Source organism: Caballeronia glathei (genome assembly GCF_000698595.1).
Taxonomy (GTDB): Bacteria; Pseudomonadota; Gammaproteobacteria; order Burkholderiales; family Burkholderiaceae; genus Caballeronia; species Caballeronia glathei.
This window is the reverse complement of record NZ_JFHC01000106.1, coordinates 1-17153: the sequence shown is the minus strand read 5'-3', so window position 1 is coordinate 17153 and position 17153 is coordinate 1. Positions and strand designations below refer to the sequence as shown.

Genomic DNA, 17153 nt, shown 5'->3' with positions numbered 1-17153 from the left:
TCAAGATGCCATCACCGGGCGCTTACGGATCAGGTCCGCGCCGCCGCCTTGTCCAGACTCTTCAGGAACTTGTCCGCCGGCTCATAACCGACGACACGTGCCACCTCGTTGCCCTGTGCATCGAAGAAGATGATGCCGGGCGGGCCGAACAGCTTGAAGCGCCTGAGCAATGCCTGATCGTCCGCGTTGTTGGCCGTCACGTCCGCGCGCAGCAGATTGAGCTGCGCGAGCCGCTCGCGCACGCGCGGATCGCTGAACGTCAGATGCTCCATCTCCTTGCATGAGACGCACCAGTCCGCGTAGAAGTCGAGCATCGCCGGACGGGCGGCGGCTTTGACGGCGAGATCGAGTTCCGTCGACGTGCGCACCCGCGCGAACACCGGGCCTTGCGTCTGCGCTTCCGCGTTCGGTGTGCCGCGCGCCGCGAACACGGCGAGCGGCCGCAGCGGATCGGTCGAACCGGCGGCGAGACCCACGAGCAGCGTCGCGGCCCAGATGGCGAGCGCGGCGCCGAGGCCCCGGCCAAGGCGGCGCCAGATGGTGACGGTCGCCGTTCCGGCTGCGAACAAACCGAGGGCCGCGGCAGCGATCAGCAGCCACAGCGCACCGAGCAGCATTTGCGCGACGCCGCCGAGAACCGGCCACACGATCCACAAGGCAGCCGCCAGCAGCACAACGCCGAAGAAGACCTTGACGCCGTCCATCCACGTACCGGCGCGCGGCAGCAGCGAACCCGCGCCGAGCCCGATGATCAGGAGCGGCACACCGAGGCCGATGCCCATCGAGAACAATGCGGCGCCGCCGAGCACGGCATTGCCCGTATGCGCGATGAACGCGAGGACGGCGAAGAGCGGCGCCGTCATGCACGCGCCGACTACCAGCGCCGACAAGGCGCCCATCACGACGACCGCCGCGAGCTTGCCGCCGGAGCGTTTCTGCGACGCCTGGTTCACGCCGCTCTGCCAGCGCTCCGGCAGGGTGATGTCGTAGCCGGCGATCAGGGTGAGCGCGAATATCGTCAGCAGCGAGGCGAACGCGCCGAGCACCCAGGGATTCTGCAGCCACGCGCCCAGGCTTTGCCCGATCAGCGCGGCCGCCACGCCGAGCGCGGTGTAGACGAGCGCCATTCCGAACACATAGGCGACCGACAACCCGAACCCGCGTGCCCGCGTCACGCGGGCGCCTTCGCCGATGATGATCGCCGAGAGAATCGGAATCATCGGGTATGAACACGGCAGCAGGCTCAAAACCACGCCGGCCACGAAGAACAGCCCGATGACCGCGAAAAAGCCGCCATCCTCGAGCAGCGACTGTGCGTAGTCGGCGTTCGTCGCGCGGTCATACCAGGGCGCATCGCTGGCAGAAGGCGCCGCGGCGGCAGCGTTCGCGTCCGCCGCCTTTAACGCCGCGCCGCTCACGCGGTATATGCGCTCCATCGGCGGATAGCAGATGCCCTGGTCCGCGCATCCCTGCGACGTCACGGCGAGATCGAACGGGCCGCTCGCCTGCCTCACGGGAATCCGGATGACGAGATCGCCGCGATAGGTCTCGACGTCCTTGTTGAATGTCTGATCGAAGTGGACCTTGCCGGCCGGCAATTGCGCCTCGCCGAGCGTTGCAGCGCCGTTCTTTACCGCGAATGCAAACCGCTCGCGATACATGTAGTAGCCATCTGCGACCTTATACCGCACCTCGATTTCGCCCGGACGCTCCGTGGCGCTGAATTTGAACGCGACGGCGGGATCGAGAAAATCGTCGGCGGCGTGGGCGACGGTCGCCCCGCCGAGCAGCACGAACAAGCAGGACAACAAAAGTGCGATCGCGGCCGATAGTCGACGCAGGAAAGCGTCATGAAGCTTAAGCATGAAGAGGACGTTGCGTTTCTGCGATGACCCACTGCCCGTAAGCCGGCGACGCGTCCGCCTGCCACGAGAGAATTTCGGGCGTTTCGTAAGGATGGTTCGACTCGATGAAGCGCTGAAGCTCCGCGCTGCGAACGAGGCTCGTCTTGAAGAGGACCTGGATCTCCTCCGCCGTCTCCAGCTTGCCCTGCCAGTGATACCGCGAACGGACCGCGCCGAGCTGCGTTACGCACGCTGCGAGCCGGGATTCCAGGACCTTTCGGGCGAGGACATCGGCTGCGTCGGCGTCGGGCAGCGTGGTCAGGAACAGAACCACGGCGGTGTTCAACGGAAGCTTCATGGCGAATTTCGTGCCGGACACGGAGACCAACGTATCGTAGCATCGACGCGAAATCTGCATGTTTTCTGGATACGCGGCAGGAACACGAGCGCCGAAAAGCAAAAGGCCAGGCAGAGCCTGGCCTTTTTACCTACTGTGCGCAGCGGACGCTTATTCAGCTTCCTGCACTTCTTCCGCTTCAGCGATTTCCGGACGGTCCATCAGTTGGACCAGCGCCATCGGCGCATTGTCGCCGACGCGGAAACCGAACTTCAGGATGCTCAGGTAGCCACCCGGACGGCTTGCGTAGCGCGGGCCGAGCACGTCGAACAGCTTCGCGACGGAATCGCGATCGCGCAGGCGGTTGAACGCCAGGCGGCGGTTTGCCAGCGACGGCTTCTTGCCGAGCGTGATCAGCGGCTCGACGACCTTACGAAGTTCCTTCGCCTTCGGCAGCGTCGTCTTGATGACTTCGTGCTCGATCAGCGAGTTCGACATGTTACGGAGCATAGCCAGACGGTGGCTGCTCGTGCGGTTCAGTTTCCGCAGACCATGTTTATGGCGCATTTTGATTTCCTGGTTACGAGTTTTGATCCAGCTCTTCTATTGCGCTTCTGGTGAGCGCACGGGCCGGTCGAGAAAAAGGCAAGACGCGGATTTTAAAGGAAAATCCGCGTCTTCGCCAGTCATGCATACAACGTAAAACTTACTTGTCGAGACCAGCCGGCGGCCAGTTTTCGAGCTTCATGCCCAGCGTCAGACCGCGCGATGCCAGGACTTCCTTGATTTCGTTCAGCGACTTGCGGCCAAGGTTCGGCGTCTTCAGCAGTTCGTTTTCCGTACGCTGGATCAGGTCGCCGATGTAGTAGATGTTCTCGGCCTTCAGGCAGTTCGCCGAGCGAACCGTGAGTTCCAGATCATCCACCGGACGCAGCAGGATCGGATCGATCTGCGGCGCGCGCGACGGCGCTTCCGCCGCTGCTTCGGTGCCTTCCAGTGCGGCGAAGACGGACAGTTGATCGACCAGGATTCGAGCCGACTGACGAATTGCTTCCTCGGGCGAGATCACGCCGTTGGTTTCAATATTCATCACGAGCTTGTCGAGGTCGGTGCGCTGCTCGACGCGCGCGCTTTCCACCGCATAGCTCACGCGGCGAACCGGCGAGAACGAAGCGTCCAGCACGATGCGGCCGATGATCTTGGCCGAATCTTCGCCGTAGCGACGCACATTGCCCGGCACATACCCGCGGCCCTTTTCGACCTTGATCTGCACGTCGAGCTTGCCGCCCTTCGACAGATGGGCAATCACGTGATCCGGATTGATGACCTCGCAATCATGCGCGAGTTCGATATCGCCAGCCGTGACGACACCTTCGCCTTCCTTGCGCAGCGTTACCGTGACTTCGTCGCGGTTGTGCAGCTTGAAAACGACGCCCTTCAGGTTCAACAGCAGGTTGACCACATCCTCTTGCACACCATCGAGCGTCGAGTATTCGTGCACGACGCCTGCGATCGTCACTTCGGTCGGGGCATAGCCCACCATCGACGACAGCAACACGCGCCGAAGCGCGTTACCCAAGGTGTGGCCGTAACCGCGTTCGAACGGCTCCATGACCACTTTCGCGTGGCTTTCGCCAAGCGATTCAACTGCGATAATCTTGGGCTTCAACAAACTGGTTTGCATAGGTTTTCCTTTTCAATACCCTCGGCTCGTTACACCGATAAGGCTGACCGGTAACAACCTGAAAATAAACAGCCGAGGCCACCCCTTGCCTTCGGCAATCAGGGTCCCCCGGCCGCTAATCCGATTACCGCGAATACAATTCGACGATCAGGCTTTCGTTGATGTCGCCAGCGATATCGCTGCGTTCCGGCATTGCCTTGAACGTGCCTTCGAACTTCTTGGCATCGACCGCAACCCAGCTCGGCATTCCGCCTTGCTCGGCCAGCGAAAGCGCCTCGACGATACGAGCCTGCTTGCGCGACTGCTCGCGAACAGCGACCACATCGCCTGCCTTCACTTGCAGCGACGGAATGTTCGCAACCTGGCCGTTAACCGTGATCGACTTGTGGCTCACGAGCTGACGCGCTTCTGCGCGCGTCGAGCCGAAGCCCATGCGATACACGACGTTGTCGAGACGCGATTCGAGCAACTGGAGCAGGTTTTCACCCGTCGGTCCCTTGCGACGATCGGCTTCGGCGAAGTAGCGGCGGAACTGGCGCTCGAGCACGCCGTAGATGCGCTTGACTTTCTGCTTTTCGCGCAACTGCGTACCGTAGTCGGACGTACGAGCACCCGACGTGCGGCCATGCTGACCAGGCTTGCTATCGAGCTTGCACTTGTCAGCGAGCGAACGACGCGCGCTCTTCAGGAAGAGGTCAGTGCCTTCACGGCGGGACAGCTTGGCTTTAGGACCGGTATAGCGTGCCACTTTGCATCCTTAAAAATTGATCACGCGAACTTCCGTCCGCGCTAGTCCGAACCCTTTGGGTCGAACGGTGGGCTTAGTCAAATTCATAACGCAAGCAACCCGCCGGCGCGCTAGCACCAGCAGGACGTTTGCGGCAGCGGCGCCTTAGATACGACGACGCTTCGGCGGACGGCAGCCGTTGTGCGGGACAGGCGTCACGTCGGAGATCGCGGTGATCTTGATGCCAAGACCATGCAGCGCGCGCACCGCCGATTCGCGGCCAGGGCCAGGGCCCTTGATCCGCACTTCAAGGTTCTTCACGCCGTACTCCATCGCCACGCGGCCAGCCGATTCGGCTGCGACCTGAGCTGCAAACGGCGTCGACTTACGCGAGCCCTTGAAGCCCTGGCCACCCGACGTCGCCCAGGCGAGTGCGTTGCCCTGACGATCGGTGATCGTGATGATGGTGTTGTTGAACGACGCGTGAACGTGAACCACGCCCTCGGCGACGTTCTTCTTGACCTTCTTGCGAACGCGTTGCGCCGCGGTGTTGTTCGAAGCCTTAGCCATTACGTTTTCCTGTAACTGTCAGTCTCGCTTACTTCTTCAGCGATTGCGCTGCACGACGCGGACCCTTACGCGTACGGGCATTCGTGCGCGTACGCTGGCCGCGCATGGGCAAACCCTTGCGATGGCGCACGCCACGGTAGCAGCCCAGATCCATCAGGCGCTTGATATTCATCGTCACTTCACGACGCAGGTCGCCTTCGACGATGAACTTGCCCACCTCGTCACGCAGCTTTTCGAGGTCTGCGTCGGTGAGGTCCTTGACCTTCTTCGAAAATTCCACACCAGATGCGACGCAGATGCTGCGAGCGCGCGTGCGGCCGACACCGAAGATAGCCGTCAGGCCGATTTCGGTATGCTGGTGGTTCGGGATGTTAACCCCTGCGATACGAGCCATTGTTTTTCCTCAAACGAAAAGCGCGAGCAAAAGCGCGGCGTTCAGCCTTGACGCTGTTTGTGGCGCGGATCAGAGCTGCAAATCACGCGCACAACGCCCTTGCGCTTGATGATCTTGCAATTGCGGCAAATGCGCTTAACCGATGCCATCACTTTCATGATATTACCCTTTTTTCAAATCACTTCGCCCGGAACACGATCCGTGCACGAGACAGATCGTAAGGCGTCAACTCAACCGTAACCTTGTCGCCCGGAAGAATGCGGATGTAGTGCATCCTCATCTTCCCGGAAATATGCCCCAGAACCACATGGCCATTTTCCAATTTCACCCGGAAAGTAGCATTGGGAAGGTTTTCAATCACCTCACCCTGCATCTGGATTACATCGTCTTTGGCCATAATCCTTAATCAGCGCATCGGGACGTTGCCGCCCTTGAAGTTGGCCTTCTTAAGCAGCGACTCATACTGTTGCGACATAACGTACGACTGCACCTGCGCCATGAAGTCCATCGTGACGACGACAATGATCAGCAGCGACGTTCCACCAAAATAAAACGGCACGTTCCAGCGCAGCACCAAAAACTCAGGCAGCAAGCATACGAACACGATGTAGATCGCACCGGCCAGCGTAAGACGCGTGAGGATGCGGTCGATATACCGTGCGGTCTGGTCGCCTGGGCGGATTCCAGGAACGAATGCACCGCTCTTCTTCAGGTTGTCGGCCGTTTCCCGGCTGTTGAACACCAGCGCGGTGTAAAAGAAGCAGAAGAAAACGATCGCCAACGCGTACAGCAACACGTACACAGGCTGGCCCGGCTTAAGCGCCTCGGCTACGTTGTGCAGCGTGTTTGCGAACCAGCCGGTCCGCGTTCCGGAACTGAACCAGTTCAGGATGGTTGCCGGGAAGAGGATGATCGACGACGCAAAGATCGGCGGAATCACACCCGACATGTTGAGCTTCAGCGGCAAATGCGAAGACTGGCCACCGTAAATCTTGTTACCGACCTGGCGCTTGGCGTAATTAACGAGGATCTTGCGCTGACCGCGTTCGATGAACACAACCAGATACGTGACCGCCGCAATCAGAACCACAATGATGATGGCCGAAATGATGCTCATCGAGCCGGTGCGAACCAGTTCGAACAGGCCACCGATCGCATTCGGAAATCCCGCTGCAATCCCGCCGAAGATGATGATCGAAATGCCGTTACCGAGACCGCGCTCCGTGATCTGCTCACCCAGCCACATCAGGAACATTGTGCCGGTCACCAGCGTGACAACCGTCGTCAGGCGAAAGACCATGCCAGGGTCGAGTACCAGGCCCGGCTGATTCTCCAGCGCAACCGCGATACCAAACGCCTGGAACGTGGCGAGTACCACCGTGAAGATCCGCGTGTACTGCGTGATCTTGCGCTGCCCCGCCTGTCCCTCTTTCTTCAGCGCCTCCATTTGCGGCGACACGATCGACATCAACTGCATGATGATCGACGCCGAAATGTAGGGCATGATGCCCAGCGCAAAAATCGTAAACCGCGAAAGCGCGCCACCCGAGAACATGTTGAACATGCCAAGGATGCCGCCAGACTGGCTCTGGAACAGCTTTGCCAGTTGGTCCGGGTCGATACCCGGCACCGGAATGTGCGCACCGATACGGTAGACAATCAGCGCCAGCAGCAGAAAGACTGCCCGCCGACGCAGATCGCCAAACTTCGCCGCGCTTCGACCGGGTTTTGCGAGACTCGGGCTGTTAGCCAAGAACCTTCTCCGATGCTAGTGCTAGTAACCGCAATAACGCGCGTTACTCGGCGAACGAGCCGCCAGCGGCTTCGATTGCAGCACGGGCGCCCTTGGTAGCACCGAGGCCCTTCACCGTGATCTTGCGCGTCAGCTCACCGGTCTTGATGATCTTCGCGCTCTTGATGAGCTCGCCGACCAGACCAGCCTGCTTCAGTGCCAGCAAATCGATTTCGTCGACCGGCAGCTTTTCCAGATCCGACAGGCGCACTTCACCGACGAATTCCTTCGTCAGCGAGGTAAAGCCACGCTTCGGCAGACGACGCTGCAAAGGCATCTGACCGCCTTCGAAGCCGACCTTGTGGAAACCGCCCGAACGCGACTTTTGTCCCTTGTGACCGCGACCCGCAGTCTTGCCGAGGCCGGAGCCGATACCGCGACCGACGCGACGCTTTGCATGCTTCGCGCCTTCTGCCGGCTTCAGGTTATTCAAATCCATATTCAACTCCTTGAATCCCTAGTCAGCCGCTCAGTTGATGACTTTGACAAGGTACGAGACCTTGTTGATCATCCCGCGAACTGCCGGCGTATCCTGCAGTTCGCTGACCGAGTTGAGTCGGCGCAGGCCCAGGCCACGCACCGTTGCACGATGCGATTCGCGGGTCCCAATCAGGCTCTTGACGAGCTGAACCTTGACAGTTTTATCAGACATGGTGACCTCGAGGCTTAGCCCAAAATATCTTCGACGGACTTGCCGCGCTTCGCCGCGATGTCACCCGGCGTCGACTGCTTGCGCAGACCGTCGAGCGTTGCACGAACGAGGTTGTACGGGTTCGTCGAGCCGTGGCTCTTCGCCACCACGTTTTGCACGCCCATCACGTCGAACACTGCGCGCATCGGGCCGCCCGCGATCACGCCCGTACCGTCCTTCGCCGGAGCGAGGAGGACTGCGGATGCGCCATGCTTGCCGTGCACTTCGTGTTGCAACGTACCGTTCTTGAGCGGCACCTTGAACATGTTGCGGCGGGCCTGCTCCATCGCCTTCTGAACGGCAACCGGAACTTCCTTCGCCTTGCCCTTGCCCATGCCGATGCGGCCATCGCCGTCACCAACCACGGTCAGAGCGGCGAAACCGAGAATCCGGCCGCCCTTCACAACCTTGGTCACGCGGTTGACCGAAATCATCTTTTCGCGCAGGCCGTCGTCGCGTTCGTCAGCCTGAACTTTCGCTTGCATCTTTGCCATGACGAATTCTTCCCTTAGAACTTGAGCCCGGCTTCGCGCGCCGCATCAGCCAGCGCTTTCACGCGGCCGTGGTAGCGGAAACCCGAGCGGTCAAAGGCGACGGATTCGACGCCGGCAGCCTTGGCCTTTTCAGCAATACGCTTGCCGATCAAGGTCGCAGCATTAATGTTGCCGCCCTTGCCCGATTTGTCGGCCAGTTCAGCGCGAACTTCCGCTTCGAGCGTCGACGCGCTTGCCAGCACCTTGGTGCCGCACGGCGAGAACACTTGCGCATAGATATGCGTGTTCGTGCGATGCACGGCGAGACGCGCGACCTGCAGTTCAGCGATCTTGATGCGCGTCTGACGAGCGCGGCGCAGGCGAGATTGAGTCTTATCCATGATTGCGCACCCTTACTTCTTCTTCGTTTCTTTGAGGATCACAACCTCGTTGGCATAGCGCACGCCCTTGCCCTTGTAGGGCTCCGGCGGACGGTAACCGCGCACTTCCGCAGCCACTTGGCCAACTTGCTGCTTGTCGATCCCCTTGATCACGATTTCGGTTTGCGTCGGGGTTTCAGCCTTGACGCCTTCCGGCATCTGGTGCACCACGGGGTGCGAGAAACCCAGCGACAGGTTCAGCTTGTCGCCCTGCGCCTGTGCACGATAACCAACGCCAACCAGCGTCAGCTTGCGCTCGAAACCCTTCGTAACGCCACTCACCATGTTCGCCACCAGCGCGCGCATCGTGCCGGACATCGCGTTCGCTTCACGACTTTCGTCGGTCGGCGTGAAGTTCAGCGTGCCGTTTTCGTTCGCAACCTTCACCAGCGGATTGGCCGCGCGGGAAATGGTGCCCAGCGGACCCTTCACGGTGATGACTTCGCCGCTCAGGGCCACTTCGGCGCCTTGCGGCAGCGCGATCGGGCTCTTACCTACTCGAGACATGTTTCTTCTCCTTTTCGGTTAAGCGACGTAGCAGATGACTTCGCCGCCGACGCCCGTCTGGCGCGCCTTGCGATCGGTCATCACACCCTTCGGCGTCGACACGATGGCAACGCCCAGACCGTTCATCACGACCGGGATGTCGTTGCGACCGCGGTACACGCGCAGCCCGGGCTTCGAAACGCGCTCGAGGCGCTCGATAACCGGACGGCCAGCGTAGTACTTCAACGCGATATTCAATTCCGACTTCGCACCTTCGGACTTCACTGCGAAATCGTCGATATAACCTTCGTCCTTCAAAACCTGCGCAATCGCAACCTTGACTTTTGACGAGGGCATAGTCACCGAAACCTTCTCGACCATCTGCGCATTGCGGATGCGAGTCAGCATATCGGCGATAGGATCACTCATGCTCATTTATGTTTCTCCTATTACCAGCTCGCCTTGGTCAGGCCAGGGATTTCGCCGCGGAACGCGATTTCACGAATCTTGCTGCGCGCCAGTCCGAATTTGCGGAACGTGCCACGCGGACGACCCGTGATCGCGCAGCGGTTACGCTTGCGAGTGGGGTTCGAGTTACGCGGCAGTTGCTGCAGAGCCAGGCGAGCGAGGTAACGCTCTTCATCCGACTTGCTCGCGTCGTCGATGACGGCCTTCAGTTCAGCACGCTTGGGAGCGTACTTGGCTGCGAGGCGTGCACGCTTCTTTTCACGTTCGATCAGTGCCAGTTTAGCCACGGTAACCTCAGTTTCTGAACGGGAACTTGAAGCTGGCGAGCAGCGCCTTTGCTTCGTCGTCGGTCTTCGCGGTCGTCGTGATGCTGATGTTCAGCCCACGCAGCGCGTCGATCTTGTCGTAGTCGATTTCGGGGAAAATGATCTGCTCTTTCACACCGATGTTGTAGTTGCCACGGCCATCGAATGCGCGGCCCGACACGCCACGGAAGTCGCGCACACGCGGCAGCGCAACCGTCACGAAACGGTCCAGAAATTCGTACATGGCCTGACCGCGCAGCGTAACCATCGCGCCGATCGGGTAACCCTGTCGAATCTTGAAGCCAGCGATTGCCTTGCGCGCCTTCGTGATCACCGGCTTCTGGCCAGCAATCTTCGTCAGGTCGCCAACGGCGTTTTCGATGATCTTCTTGTCGGCGACGGCCTCGCCAAGACCCATGTTCAGGGTGATCTTGGTGATGCGCGGCACTTCCATGATGGACTTGTAACCGAACTTCTCGACGAGGCCGGGTACAACCTTCTCTTTATAAAATTCTTGCAGACGAGCCATTTTTTAACTCCGCGTCAGGCGTTGAGCGTGGCGCCCGTCGACTTCAAGAAGCGAACCTTCTTGTCGCCTTCGACCTTGATGCCCACTCGCGACGCCTTGCCATTCGCGTCGACCAGTGCGACGTTCGAAATATGCAGCGGCATCGTTTTGGCTTCCACACCGCCCGTCGTACCCTTCATCGGGTTCGGCTTCACGTGCTTCTTGACGAGATTGATGCCCTCGACGGTCACACGCTCTTCCCCAACGGCCAGCACGACACCACGCTTGCCTTTGTCCTTGCCGGTGATGACGATGACTTCGTCACCCTTGCGAATCTTGTTCATCGCGACTCCCTTACAGCACTTCCGGCGCGAGCGAAACGATCTTCATGAATCGTTCGCTACGCAGTTCACGCGTGACCGGCCCGAAAATACGCGTACCGATAGGTTCGAGCTTCGCGTTCAAAAGAACGGCGGCATTGCCGTCGAACTTGATCAGCGAGCCGTCCTGGCGGCGCACGCCCTTGGCCGTACGAACGACCACAGCGTTGTAGATTTCGCCCTTCTTCACGCGTCCGCGCGGCGTTGCTTCCTTGACGGTCACCTTGATGATGTCGCCAATGCTAGCGTAACGACGCTTCGAGCCGCCGAGCACCTTGATGCACATGACTTCACGCGCACCCGTGTTGTCGGCCACTTCAAGCCGAGTTTCGGTCTGGATCATGGTTTATCTTTCCCAACTTAATCCGACTGCACCACCATGGCGCACCCGGTCAGTCTTGGTCCCGTCAGCCAATCGGCTGCTTGGGTTGGAACAGGCAGCGAGGGCAGACGAAACCCGCCATCGCAATCCGGTGAATCTGTCGATACAGGCATGGCGCCCGGACCGGCTTCCCCCACCAACTTCGCCCGCGACGGGGCTCCCACAAAGAGGGAAGACCGAGATTATAACTCATAATCCCGGCCTTGCAAGCGAAAGTTACTGCGATACTACATTTACCGCATGTGTCGCTTAGATCACGCGAGCCGCTTCGAGCAACTTCGACACAACCCAGGCTTTCGTCTTCGAAATCGGACGGGTTTCCTGGATTTCGACGAGATCGCCTTCGTTGTACGTGTTCGCGTCGTCATGCGCGTGGTACTTCTTCGAACGCACGACGTACTTGCCGTAGATCGGATGCTTAACACGGTGCTCGACCAGCACGGTGACAGTCTTGTCCATCTTGTTGCTGACGACCTTGCCGACCAGCGTCCGCTTGAGCGAGGTTTTTACGCTATCGTTCATTTCTGGTTCGCCTTCTCAGTCAGGACGGTCCGCACACGTGCGATGTCGCGACGAACCTTCTTCAGCTGGCTCGTGTTCGTGAGCTGCTGGGTCGCGAGTTGCATGCGCAGGCCGAATTGCGCCTTCAGCAGGTCCGTCAGCTCTTTGTTGAGCGCGGCCTGGTCTTTCTGGTGAAGTTCAGAAGCCTTCATCATTCACTCCTTAGGCGCCGAGCTGGCGCGAAACGAAGTACGTCTTGAGCGGCAGCTTCGCTGCAGCCAGACGGAACGCTTCACGTGCCAGTTCTTCGGTAACACCGTCCATTTCGTACAGCATCTTGCCCGGTTGAATCTCTGCGACGTAGTACTCCGGGTTACCCTTACCGTTACCCATCCGTACTTCAGCCGGCTTTTGCGAGATCGGCTTGTCCGGGAAAATGCGGATCCAGATGCGGCCGCCGCGCTTGATGTGACGCGTCATTGCACGACGTGCGGCTTCAATCTGGCGCGCGGTCAGACGGCCGCGACCGATCGCCTTCAGACCATACTCACCGAACGACACTGCGTTGCCGCGCGTCGCCTTGCCGGTGTTACGACCCTTTTGCTCTTTGCGATACTTTCTGCGTTTCGGTTGCAGCATCGTTATTCTCCAGTCTTCCCGTCGCCGCCGGCGCCGCCAGCACGACGAGGAGCGCCGCGGCGTGCACCTGCCGGGCCACCACCTTCACCATCACGACGCGGACGACGATCGCCACCCGGACGTGCGTTGCGGCGCGGACGCTTGTCTTCGGCCACTTCTTCCACCACCGGTGCATCATTGCGGCCCAGCGTGTCGCCCTTGTAGACCCACACCTTCACGCCGATGATGCCGTACGTGGTTTTCGCTTCCGACGTTGCGTAATCAATGTCGGCGCGCAGCGTATGAAGGGGCACGCGACCTTCGCGATACCATTCCGTACGGGCAATTTCGATACCGTTCAGGCGACCAGCGCTCATGATCTTGATGCCCTGAGCACCCAGACGCATTGCGTTCTGCATCGCACGCTTCATCGCGCGACGGAACATGATCCGGCGCTCGAGCTGTTGCGTAATCGAATCGGCGATGAGTTGCGCGTCGGTTTCCGGCTTGCGGATTTCCTCGATGTTGACGTGGACCGGAACGCCCATGCGCTTCTGCAGTTCCGACTTCAACAGTTCGATGTCTTCGCCCTTCTTGCCGATGACAACGCCCGGACGCGAGCTGTAAATCGTGATGCGCGCGTTCTTCGCCGGACGCTCGATGACGACCCGACCGACCGAAGCGTTCTTCAGCTTCTTCTTCAGGTATTCACGAACACCGATGTCTTCCTGCAGCATCGTCGCGAAATTGTTGTTGTTGGCGTACCAACGCGACGCCCAATTACGGCTGACGGCCAAACGGAAGCCAGTCGGATGAATTTTCTGTCCCATCGTATGGCTCCTTAATTCCCGACCGTCACAGTGATGTGACAGGATTGCTTCTCGATGCGGTTACCGCGGCCCTTGGCGCGCGCAGTAAAACGCTTCAGCGAAGCTGCCTTGTCGATGTAAATGCTCGTGATCTTGAGCTCATCGATATCGGCGCCTTCGTTGTGCTCCGCATTCGCGATCGCAGACAACACGACCTTCTTGACGATACCCGCCGCCTTCTTCGGCGAGAACGTCAGAACGTTCAGCGCCTTGTCGACCGGCAAACCACGGATCTGGTCAGCCACAAGGCGCGTTTTCTGCGCCGAGATGCGGGCACCGCGATGAATTGCTTTCACTTCCATCTTGATAGCCCCTTATTTCTTGGCCTTCTTGTCGGCTGCATGACCCTTGAACGTACGGGTCAGTGCGAACTCGCCAAGTTTGTGGCCGACCATGTTTTCCGACACATACACCGGAACGTGTTGACGGCCGTTGTGCACGGCAATCGTCAGACCGATGAAGTCGGGCAGAATCGTCGAACGACGCGACCAGGTTTTGATCGGCTTCTTGTCACGCGAAGCTGCTGCCGCCTCAACTTTCTTCAGCAAATGGGCGTCGCAGAACGGACCTTTTTTAATAGAACGTGCCATTGCCTACTCCTTAGCGCTTGTGACGGCGCTGGACGATCATCGTCGTCGTGCGCTTGTTGCTGCGGGTGCGATAACCCTTCGTCGGCGTGCCCCACGGGCTGACCGGATCGCGACCTGCTGCCGTCTTACCTTCACCACCACCGTGCGGGTGATCGACCGGGTTCATTGCAACGCCGCGCACCGTCGGGCGGATACCGCGCCAACGATTCGCGCCTGCCTTGCCGATTTGGCGGAGGCTGTGTTCTTCGTTGCCCACTTCACCGATCGTCGCGCGGCACTCGATGTGCACGCGGCGGATTTCGCCCGAACGCAGACGAACCTGCGCGTAGGTGCCTTCGCGAGCCAGCAGCATCGCCGACGTACCAGCCGAACGCGCGATCTGCGCGCCCTTGCCCGGCAGCATTTCGACGCAGTGAATCGTCGTACCGACCGGAATGTTACGGATCGGCAACGTATTGCCTGCGCGGATCGGAGCTTCCGAACCGGACATCAGTTGCTGACCAACCGTCACACCCTTCGGAGCGATGATGTACTTGCGTTCGCCGTCTGCGTACAGAACCAGCGCGATGTTCGCGCTACGGTTCGGGTCGTACTCGAGACGCTCGACCTTCGCCGGAATTCCGTCCTTGTTGCGACGAAAATCGACGAGACGGTAATGCTGCTTGTGACCACCACCCTTATGACGGGTCGTGATGCGGCCGTTGTTGTTACGGCCGGCGGTGACGGACTGCGAGTCGAGCAGCGCTGCGTGCGGCTTGCCCTTGTACAGGTCCTTGTTCACCACCTTGACCATCGCGCGGCGTCCCGGCGAAGTCGGCTTAACTTTTACGATTGCCATGATTACTTGGCCTCCGTTTCAAAGTTGATTTCCTGGCCGGGCTTCAAGCAGACATACGCCTTCTTCACGTCCTTGCGCTTGCCCATGAAGCGGCCAAAGCGCTTGGCTTTGCCCTTCGTGACCAGCACATTGACGGAATTGACTTCCACCTTGAACAGCAGCTCGACAGCAGCCTTCACTTCCTGCTTCGTGGCATCGGGCGCGACTTCGAACACGACTTGCTCGTTCTTGTCGGCCACCAGCGTCGCCTTCTCGGAGACCACCGGCGCGAGCAGGACCTGCATCAAACGATGATCGTTTTTGCGAATCTCGCTCATGACAGCAACTCCTCGATCTGGGCGACCGCAGCCTTCGTAATCAGGATCTTCTTGAAGTAGATCAACGAGAGCGGGTCGGCGTAACGCGGCTCGACAACTGCCACATGGGCGAGGTTGCGCGACGCGAGGTACAGGTTTTCGTCGACCGTATCGGTGATGACCAACACGGAGTCGAGACCCATTGCCTTGAATTTGTCGGCCAACAGCTTGGTCTTCGGCGCTTCGAGCGTCAGCTCGTCGACCACCGAAATACGGCCTTCACGGGCCAGCTGCGAGAAGATCGAGCAGAGACCTGCGCGATGCATCTTCTTGTTGACCTTGTGCGAAAAGTTTTCTTCCGGCGAATTCGGGAAGATACGGCCACCGCCGCGCCACAACGGGCTCGACGACATACCGGCACGAGCGCGGCCCGTACCCTTTTGACGCCACGGCTTCTTGGTCGTGTGCTTGACTTGCTCACGGTCTTTCTGCGCACGGTTACCGCTGCGCGCGTTGGCCTGATAAGCCACGACGACCTGATGGATCAGGGCTTCGTTGTAATCGCGACCGAACACGACGTCCGACGCGCTCACGCCTGCGCCTTCCTGACCATTGGCATTCAGGAGCTTAAGTTCCATTATTTCGCTCCTTTCACAGCACGCGCCTTGACAGCAGGCGTCACAAAAACCTTTCCACCCTTGGCACCAGGCACGGCACCGCGAACCAACAGCAGGTTGCGGTCGGCGTCGATACGAGCGATGACGAGGTTCTGAACCGTGACGGCTTCGTCGCCGAGGTGACCCGTCATGCGCTTACCCGGGAAAACACGACCCGGATCCTGCGCCATACCGATCGAACCCGGGACGTTGTGCGAACGCGAGTTACCGTGCGATGCGCGGCCCGATGCGAAGTTGTAGCGCTTGATGGTACCGGCGTAGCCCTTACCGATCGACACGCCCTGCACATCGACTTTCTGCCCGACTTCGAAAAGATCCGTACCGATCACGGCGCCGTTCGACAGCTCGGCAGCCTTGGCAGCATCGATTTGGAATTCTTTGAGGACTTCACCGGCTTGAACACCGGCTTTGGCAAGGTGACCTGCCAGCGGCTTCGTCACGCGCGATGCGCGGCGAGTACCGAATGCAACCTGAACGGCGGTATAACCATCCGTTTCAACGGTCTTGATCTGCGTCACGCGGTTGTCCGACACGTCCAGTACGGTGACGGGAATCGAATCCCCTTCAGGCGTAAAGATACGGGTCATACCAACCTTGCGACCTACGAGTCCAAGGCTCATCGTTTTCTCCATTCCCGACTGCGATTGGTCGGGGCTGATTTACAAAATGCCGGCGTCTTTCGCGTAGATCGAGCCGGCTTTTTTACGCAAATGCGCGAAAAGCCTTGAAGTATAGCAAGGCCTTTCGTTTTCCGCAAGCAATCAAAGACTTAGCGCCACCAGACGTTCCTGGCGGCGCTCGCTGCCTTACTGCAGCTTGATTTCGACGTCCACGCCAGCCGGCAGGTCGAGCTTCATCAGCGCGTCCACGGTCTTGTCCGTCGGATCGACGATGTCCATCAGGCGTTGGTGCGTACGAATTTCGAGCTGATCGCGCGACGTCTTGTTGACGTGCGGCGAACGCAGGATGTCAAAACGTTGAATACGGGTCGGCAGCGGCACCGGACCACGAACGATAGCGCCAGTCCGCTTCGCGGTATCGACGATTTCGGCTGCCGATTGATCGATCAGACGATAGTCGAATGCCTTGAGGCGAATGCGGATTTTCTGGTTCTGCATGACGATTCCTTGAAAAAGAGCGAGGCGGTATTGCACCGCCGATTTGGCAAAAGAGCGTGAGGCCGGGCGTCCGCTGAGGGAGGACGCCCGGCCCCGGGGCACATTACTTCGTTACGGCAACTACAGGCAAGACGGAGATTTTACTCGATAATCTTCGCAACGACA

General features: G+C 59.6%; 31 protein-coding genes. All 31 read right to left on the bottom strand.

Going from position 1 to position 17153, the window contains the following annotated elements; all coding sequences use genetic code 11:
• Positions 1–29: 29 nt before the first annotated feature.
• The 31 genes from dsbD to rpsJ all read right to left on the bottom strand — a co-directional run bounded on the left by dsbD (position 30) and on the right by rpsJ (position 16988).
• Positions 30–1865 (bottom strand): protein-disulfide reductase DsbD, encoded by a 1836-nt coding sequence (dsbD, locus tag BG61_RS35295; RefSeq protein WP_035933027.1) that lies wholly within the window; start codon positions 1863–1865, stop codon positions 30–32.
• The gene (cutA, locus tag BG61_RS35290) at positions 1858–2202 is read right to left on the bottom strand and encodes a divalent-cation tolerance protein CutA (RefSeq protein WP_174479761.1); all 345 of its coding nucleotides are present in this window, start codon (positions 2200–2202) and stop codon (positions 1858–1860) included. The genes dsbD and cutA overlap by 8 nt, the downstream gene beginning before the upstream one ends.
• 150 nt (positions 2203–2352) lie before the next feature.
• On the bottom strand, positions 2353–2748 hold the full coding sequence (gene rplQ, locus BG61_RS35285; protein WP_035933029.1) for a 50S ribosomal protein L17: 396 nt from the start codon (positions 2746–2748) through the stop codon (positions 2353–2355).
• A gap of 139 nt (positions 2749–2887) precedes the next feature.
• Entirely contained in the window at positions 2888–3865 is a 978-nt protein-coding gene (locus BG61_RS35280; protein WP_035933032.1) for a DNA-directed RNA polymerase subunit alpha, read from the bottom strand.
• A 124-nt stretch (positions 3866–3989) separates the two neighbouring features.
• On the bottom strand, positions 3990–4613 hold the full coding sequence (gene rpsD, locus BG61_RS35275; protein WP_035933035.1) for a 30S ribosomal protein S4: 624 nt from the start codon (positions 4611–4613) through the stop codon (positions 3990–3992).
• Positions 4614–4757: 144 nt separating this feature from the next.
• Entirely contained in the window at positions 4758–5162 is a 405-nt protein-coding gene (gene rpsK / locus BG61_RS35270) for a 30S ribosomal protein S11 (protein ID WP_017777173.1), read from the bottom strand.
• A 28-nt stretch (positions 5163–5190) separates the two neighbouring features.
• Entirely contained in the window at positions 5191–5556 is a 366-nt protein-coding gene (rpsM, locus tag BG61_RS35265) for a 30S ribosomal protein S13 (protein WP_035933040.1), read from the bottom strand.
• 41 nt (positions 5557–5597) lie between these two features.
• Positions 5598–5714: a 50S ribosomal protein L36 gene (gene rpmJ / locus BG61_RS40825; protein WP_004199844.1), complete on the bottom strand. Its 117-nt coding sequence runs from the start codon at positions 5712–5714 to the stop codon at positions 5598–5600.
• Positions 5715–5734: 20 nt separating this feature from the next.
• Complete coding sequence (gene infA, locus BG61_RS35260; RefSeq protein ID WP_004521905.1) at positions 5735–5953, bottom strand: translation initiation factor IF-1; 219 nt, start codon at positions 5951–5953, stop codon at positions 5735–5737.
• A gap of 9 nt (positions 5954–5962) precedes the next feature.
• Positions 5963–7309: a preprotein translocase subunit SecY gene (secY, locus tag BG61_RS35255; protein WP_035933046.1), complete on the bottom strand. Its 1347-nt coding sequence runs from the start codon at positions 7307–7309 to the stop codon at positions 5963–5965.
• 43 nt (positions 7310–7352) lie between these two features.
• Entirely contained in the window at positions 7353–7787 is a 435-nt protein-coding gene (gene rplO, locus BG61_RS35250) for a 50S ribosomal protein L15 (RefSeq protein ID WP_035933048.1), read from the bottom strand.
• A 30-nt stretch (positions 7788–7817) separates the two neighbouring features.
• The gene (rpmD, locus tag BG61_RS35245; RefSeq protein WP_035933051.1) at positions 7818–8000 is read right to left on the bottom strand and encodes a 50S ribosomal protein L30; all 183 of its coding nucleotides are present in this window, start codon (positions 7998–8000) and stop codon (positions 7818–7820) included.
• A gap of 14 nt (positions 8001–8014) precedes the next feature.
• Positions 8015–8533 carry a 30S ribosomal protein S5 gene (gene rpsE / locus BG61_RS35240; protein ID WP_007180127.1) on the bottom strand — a complete coding sequence of 173 codons (519 nt, stop codon included), beginning with the start codon at positions 8531–8533 and terminating at the stop codon, positions 8015–8017.
• A gap of 14 nt (positions 8534–8547) precedes the next feature.
• Positions 8548–8913, bottom strand: coding sequence for a 50S ribosomal protein L18 (gene rplR, locus BG61_RS35235; RefSeq protein ID WP_035933057.1), 366 nt, complete (start codon positions 8911–8913; stop codon positions 8548–8550).
• A gap of 12 nt (positions 8914–8925) precedes the next feature.
• A complete protein-coding gene (gene rplF / locus BG61_RS35230) occupies positions 8926–9459 on the bottom strand; it encodes a 50S ribosomal protein L6 (protein WP_035933059.1) in 534 nt (177 codons plus the stop codon).
• 18 nt (positions 9460–9477) lie between these two features.
• Positions 9478–9873: a 30S ribosomal protein S8 gene (gene rpsH / locus BG61_RS35225; RefSeq protein WP_035933062.1), complete on the bottom strand. Its 396-nt coding sequence runs from the start codon at positions 9871–9873 to the stop codon at positions 9478–9480.
• Between the two features lie 14 nt (positions 9874–9887).
• Positions 9888–10193: a 30S ribosomal protein S14 gene (gene rpsN / locus BG61_RS35220; protein ID WP_014192473.1), complete on the bottom strand. Its 306-nt coding sequence runs from the start codon at positions 10191–10193 to the stop codon at positions 9888–9890.
• Between the two features lie 7 nt (positions 10194–10200).
• Positions 10201–10740, bottom strand: coding sequence for a 50S ribosomal protein L5 (gene rplE / locus BG61_RS35215; protein WP_035933066.1), 540 nt, complete (start codon positions 10738–10740; stop codon positions 10201–10203).
• A gap of 14 nt (positions 10741–10754) precedes the next feature.
• Positions 10755–11063, bottom strand: a complete 309-nt coding sequence (gene rplX / locus BG61_RS35210; RefSeq protein WP_035933069.1) for a 50S ribosomal protein L24 — start codon at positions 11061–11063, stop codon at positions 10755–10757.
• Between the two features lie 10 nt (positions 11064–11073).
• Positions 11074–11442 (bottom strand): 50S ribosomal protein L14, encoded by a 369-nt coding sequence (rplN, locus tag BG61_RS35205; RefSeq protein WP_006052212.1) that lies wholly within the window; start codon positions 11440–11442, stop codon positions 11074–11076.
• A 288-nt stretch (positions 11443–11730) separates the two neighbouring features.
• Positions 11731–12003 carry a 30S ribosomal protein S17 gene (gene rpsQ, locus BG61_RS35200; protein WP_035933074.1) on the bottom strand — a complete coding sequence of 91 codons (273 nt, stop codon included), beginning with the start codon at positions 12001–12003 and terminating at the stop codon, positions 11731–11733.
• Entirely contained in the window at positions 12000–12194 is a 195-nt protein-coding gene (rpmC, locus tag BG61_RS35195) for a 50S ribosomal protein L29 (RefSeq protein ID WP_035933103.1), read from the bottom strand. The genes rpsQ and rpmC overlap by 4 nt, the downstream gene beginning before the upstream one ends.
• Positions 12195–12204: 10 nt before the next feature.
• Positions 12205–12621 (bottom strand): 50S ribosomal protein L16, encoded by a 417-nt coding sequence (rplP, locus tag BG61_RS35190; RefSeq protein ID WP_031361576.1) that lies wholly within the window; start codon positions 12619–12621, stop codon positions 12205–12207.
• Between the two features lie 2 nt (positions 12622–12623).
• The gene (gene rpsC, locus BG61_RS35185) at positions 12624–13430 is read right to left on the bottom strand and encodes a 30S ribosomal protein S3 (protein WP_035933080.1); all 807 of its coding nucleotides are present in this window, start codon (positions 13428–13430) and stop codon (positions 12624–12626) included.
• 11 nt (positions 13431–13441) lie between these two features.
• The gene (rplV, locus tag BG61_RS35180; RefSeq protein ID WP_011490054.1) at positions 13442–13771 is read right to left on the bottom strand and encodes a 50S ribosomal protein L22; all 330 of its coding nucleotides are present in this window, start codon (positions 13769–13771) and stop codon (positions 13442–13444) included.
• A 12-nt stretch (positions 13772–13783) separates the two neighbouring features.
• Complete coding sequence (rpsS, locus tag BG61_RS35175) at positions 13784–14059, bottom strand: 30S ribosomal protein S19 (protein ID WP_016346476.1); 276 nt, start codon at positions 14057–14059, stop codon at positions 13784–13786.
• A 10-nt stretch (positions 14060–14069) separates the two neighbouring features.
• On the bottom strand, positions 14070–14897 hold the full coding sequence (gene rplB / locus BG61_RS35170; RefSeq protein WP_035933088.1) for a 50S ribosomal protein L2: 828 nt from the start codon (positions 14895–14897) through the stop codon (positions 14070–14072).
• A gap of 2 nt (positions 14898–14899) precedes the next feature.
• On the bottom strand, positions 14900–15214 hold the full coding sequence (rplW, locus tag BG61_RS35165) for a 50S ribosomal protein L23 (RefSeq protein WP_035933091.1): 315 nt from the start codon (positions 15212–15214) through the stop codon (positions 14900–14902).
• Positions 15211–15831: a 50S ribosomal protein L4 gene (gene rplD / locus BG61_RS35160; RefSeq protein ID WP_035933093.1), complete on the bottom strand. Its 621-nt coding sequence runs from the start codon at positions 15829–15831 to the stop codon at positions 15211–15213. Before rplD ends, rplW begins: the two co-directional genes overlap by 4 nt.
• Positions 15831–16490, bottom strand: a complete 660-nt coding sequence (rplC, locus tag BG61_RS35155; RefSeq protein ID WP_051673012.1) for a 50S ribosomal protein L3 — start codon at positions 16488–16490, stop codon at positions 15831–15833. Before rplC ends, rplD begins: the two co-directional genes overlap by 1 nt.
• Before the next feature lie 186 nt (positions 16491–16676).
• A complete protein-coding gene (gene rpsJ / locus BG61_RS35150; RefSeq protein WP_006998489.1) occupies positions 16677–16988 on the bottom strand; it encodes a 30S ribosomal protein S10 in 312 nt (103 codons plus the stop codon).
• Between the last annotated feature and the right edge of the window lie 165 nt (positions 16989–17153).

What these genes read in the sequence shown, in the direction of transcription:
- dsbD (WP_035933027.1), bottom strand. Translation starts at nt 1,865, where the DNA reads ATGCTTAAGCTTCATGACGCTTTCCTGCGTCGACTATCGGCCGCGATC.
- cutA (WP_174479761.1), bottom strand. Translation starts at nt 2,202, where the DNA reads ATGAAGCTTCCGTTGAACACCGCCGTGGTTCTGTTCCTGACCACGCTG.
- rplQ (WP_035933029.1), bottom strand. Translation starts at nt 2,748, where the DNA reads ATGCGCCATAAACATGGTCTGCGGAAACTGAACCGCACGAGCAGCCAC.
- BG61_RS35280 (WP_035933032.1), bottom strand. Translation starts at nt 3,865, where the DNA reads ATGCAAACCAGTTTGTTGAAGCCCAAGATTATCGCAGTTGAATCGCTT.
- rpsK (WP_017777173.1), bottom strand. Translation starts at nt 5,162, where the DNA reads ATGGCTAAGGCTTCGAACAACACCGCGGCGCAACGCGTTCGCAAGAAG.
- rpsM (WP_035933040.1), bottom strand. Translation starts at nt 5,556, where the DNA reads ATGGCTCGTATCGCAGGGGTTAACATCCCGAACCACCAGCATACCGAA.
- rpmJ (WP_004199844.1), bottom strand. Translation starts at nt 5,714, where the DNA reads ATGAAAGTGATGGCATCGGTTAAGCGCATTTGCCGCAATTGCAAGATC.
- infA (WP_004521905.1), bottom strand. Translation starts at nt 5,953, where the DNA reads ATGGCCAAAGACGATGTAATCCAGATGCAGGGTGAGGTGATTGAAAAC.
- rplO (WP_035933048.1), bottom strand. Translation starts at nt 7,787, where the DNA reads ATGGATTTGAATAACCTGAAGCCGGCAGAAGGCGCGAAGCATGCAAAG.
- rpmD (WP_035933051.1), bottom strand. Translation starts at nt 8,000, where the DNA reads ATGTCTGATAAAACTGTCAAGGTTCAGCTCGTCAAGAGCCTGATTGGG.
- rpsE (WP_007180127.1), bottom strand. Translation starts at nt 8,533, where the DNA reads ATGGCAAAGATGCAAGCGAAAGTTCAGGCTGACGAACGCGACGACGGC.
- rplR (WP_035933057.1), bottom strand. Translation starts at nt 8,913, where the DNA reads ATGGATAAGACTCAATCTCGCCTGCGCCGCGCTCGTCAGACGCGCATC.
- rplF (WP_035933059.1), bottom strand. Translation starts at nt 9,459, where the DNA reads ATGTCTCGAGTAGGTAAGAGCCCGATCGCGCTGCCGCAAGGCGCCGAA.
- rpsH (WP_035933062.1), bottom strand. Translation starts at nt 9,873, where the DNA reads ATGAGCATGAGTGATCCTATCGCCGATATGCTGACTCGCATCCGCAAT.
- rplE (WP_035933066.1), bottom strand. Translation starts at nt 10,740, where the DNA reads ATGGCTCGTCTGCAAGAATTTTATAAAGAGAAGGTTGTACCCGGCCTC.
- rplX (WP_035933069.1), bottom strand. Translation starts at nt 11,063, where the DNA reads ATGAACAAGATTCGCAAGGGTGACGAAGTCATCGTCATCACCGGCAAG.
- rplN (WP_006052212.1), bottom strand. Translation starts at nt 11,442, where the DNA reads ATGATCCAGACCGAAACTCGGCTTGAAGTGGCCGACAACACGGGTGCG.
- rpsQ (WP_035933074.1), bottom strand. Translation starts at nt 12,003, where the DNA reads ATGAACGATAGCGTAAAAACCTCGCTCAAGCGGACGCTGGTCGGCAAG.
- rpmC (WP_035933103.1), bottom strand. Translation starts at nt 12,194, where the DNA reads ATGAAGGCTTCTGAACTTCACCAGAAAGACCAGGCCGCGCTCAACAAA.
- rplP (WP_031361576.1), bottom strand. Translation starts at nt 12,621, where the DNA reads ATGCTGCAACCGAAACGCAGAAAGTATCGCAAAGAGCAAAAGGGTCGT.
- rpsC (WP_035933080.1), bottom strand. Translation starts at nt 13,430, where the DNA reads ATGGGACAGAAAATTCATCCGACTGGCTTCCGTTTGGCCGTCAGCCGT.
- rplV (WP_011490054.1), bottom strand. Translation starts at nt 13,771, where the DNA reads ATGGAAGTGAAAGCAATTCATCGCGGTGCCCGCATCTCGGCGCAGAAA.
- rpsS (WP_016346476.1), bottom strand. Translation starts at nt 14,059, where the DNA reads ATGGCACGTTCTATTAAAAAAGGTCCGTTCTGCGACGCCCATTTGCTG.
- rplB (WP_035933088.1), bottom strand. Translation starts at nt 14,897, where the DNA reads ATGGCAATCGTAAAAGTTAAGCCGACTTCGCCGGGACGCCGCGCGATG.
- rplW (WP_035933091.1), bottom strand. Translation starts at nt 15,214, where the DNA reads ATGAGCGAGATTCGCAAAAACGATCATCGTTTGATGCAGGTCCTGCTC.
- rplD (WP_035933093.1), bottom strand. Translation starts at nt 15,831, where the DNA reads ATGGAACTTAAGCTCCTGAATGCCAATGGTCAGGAAGGCGCAGGCGTG.
- rplC (WP_051673012.1), bottom strand. Translation starts at nt 16,490, where the DNA reads ATGAGCCTTGGACTCGTAGGTCGCAAGGTTGGTATGACCCGTATCTTT.
- rpsJ (WP_006998489.1), bottom strand. Translation starts at nt 16,988, where the DNA reads ATGCAGAACCAGAAAATCCGCATTCGCCTCAAGGCATTCGACTATCGT.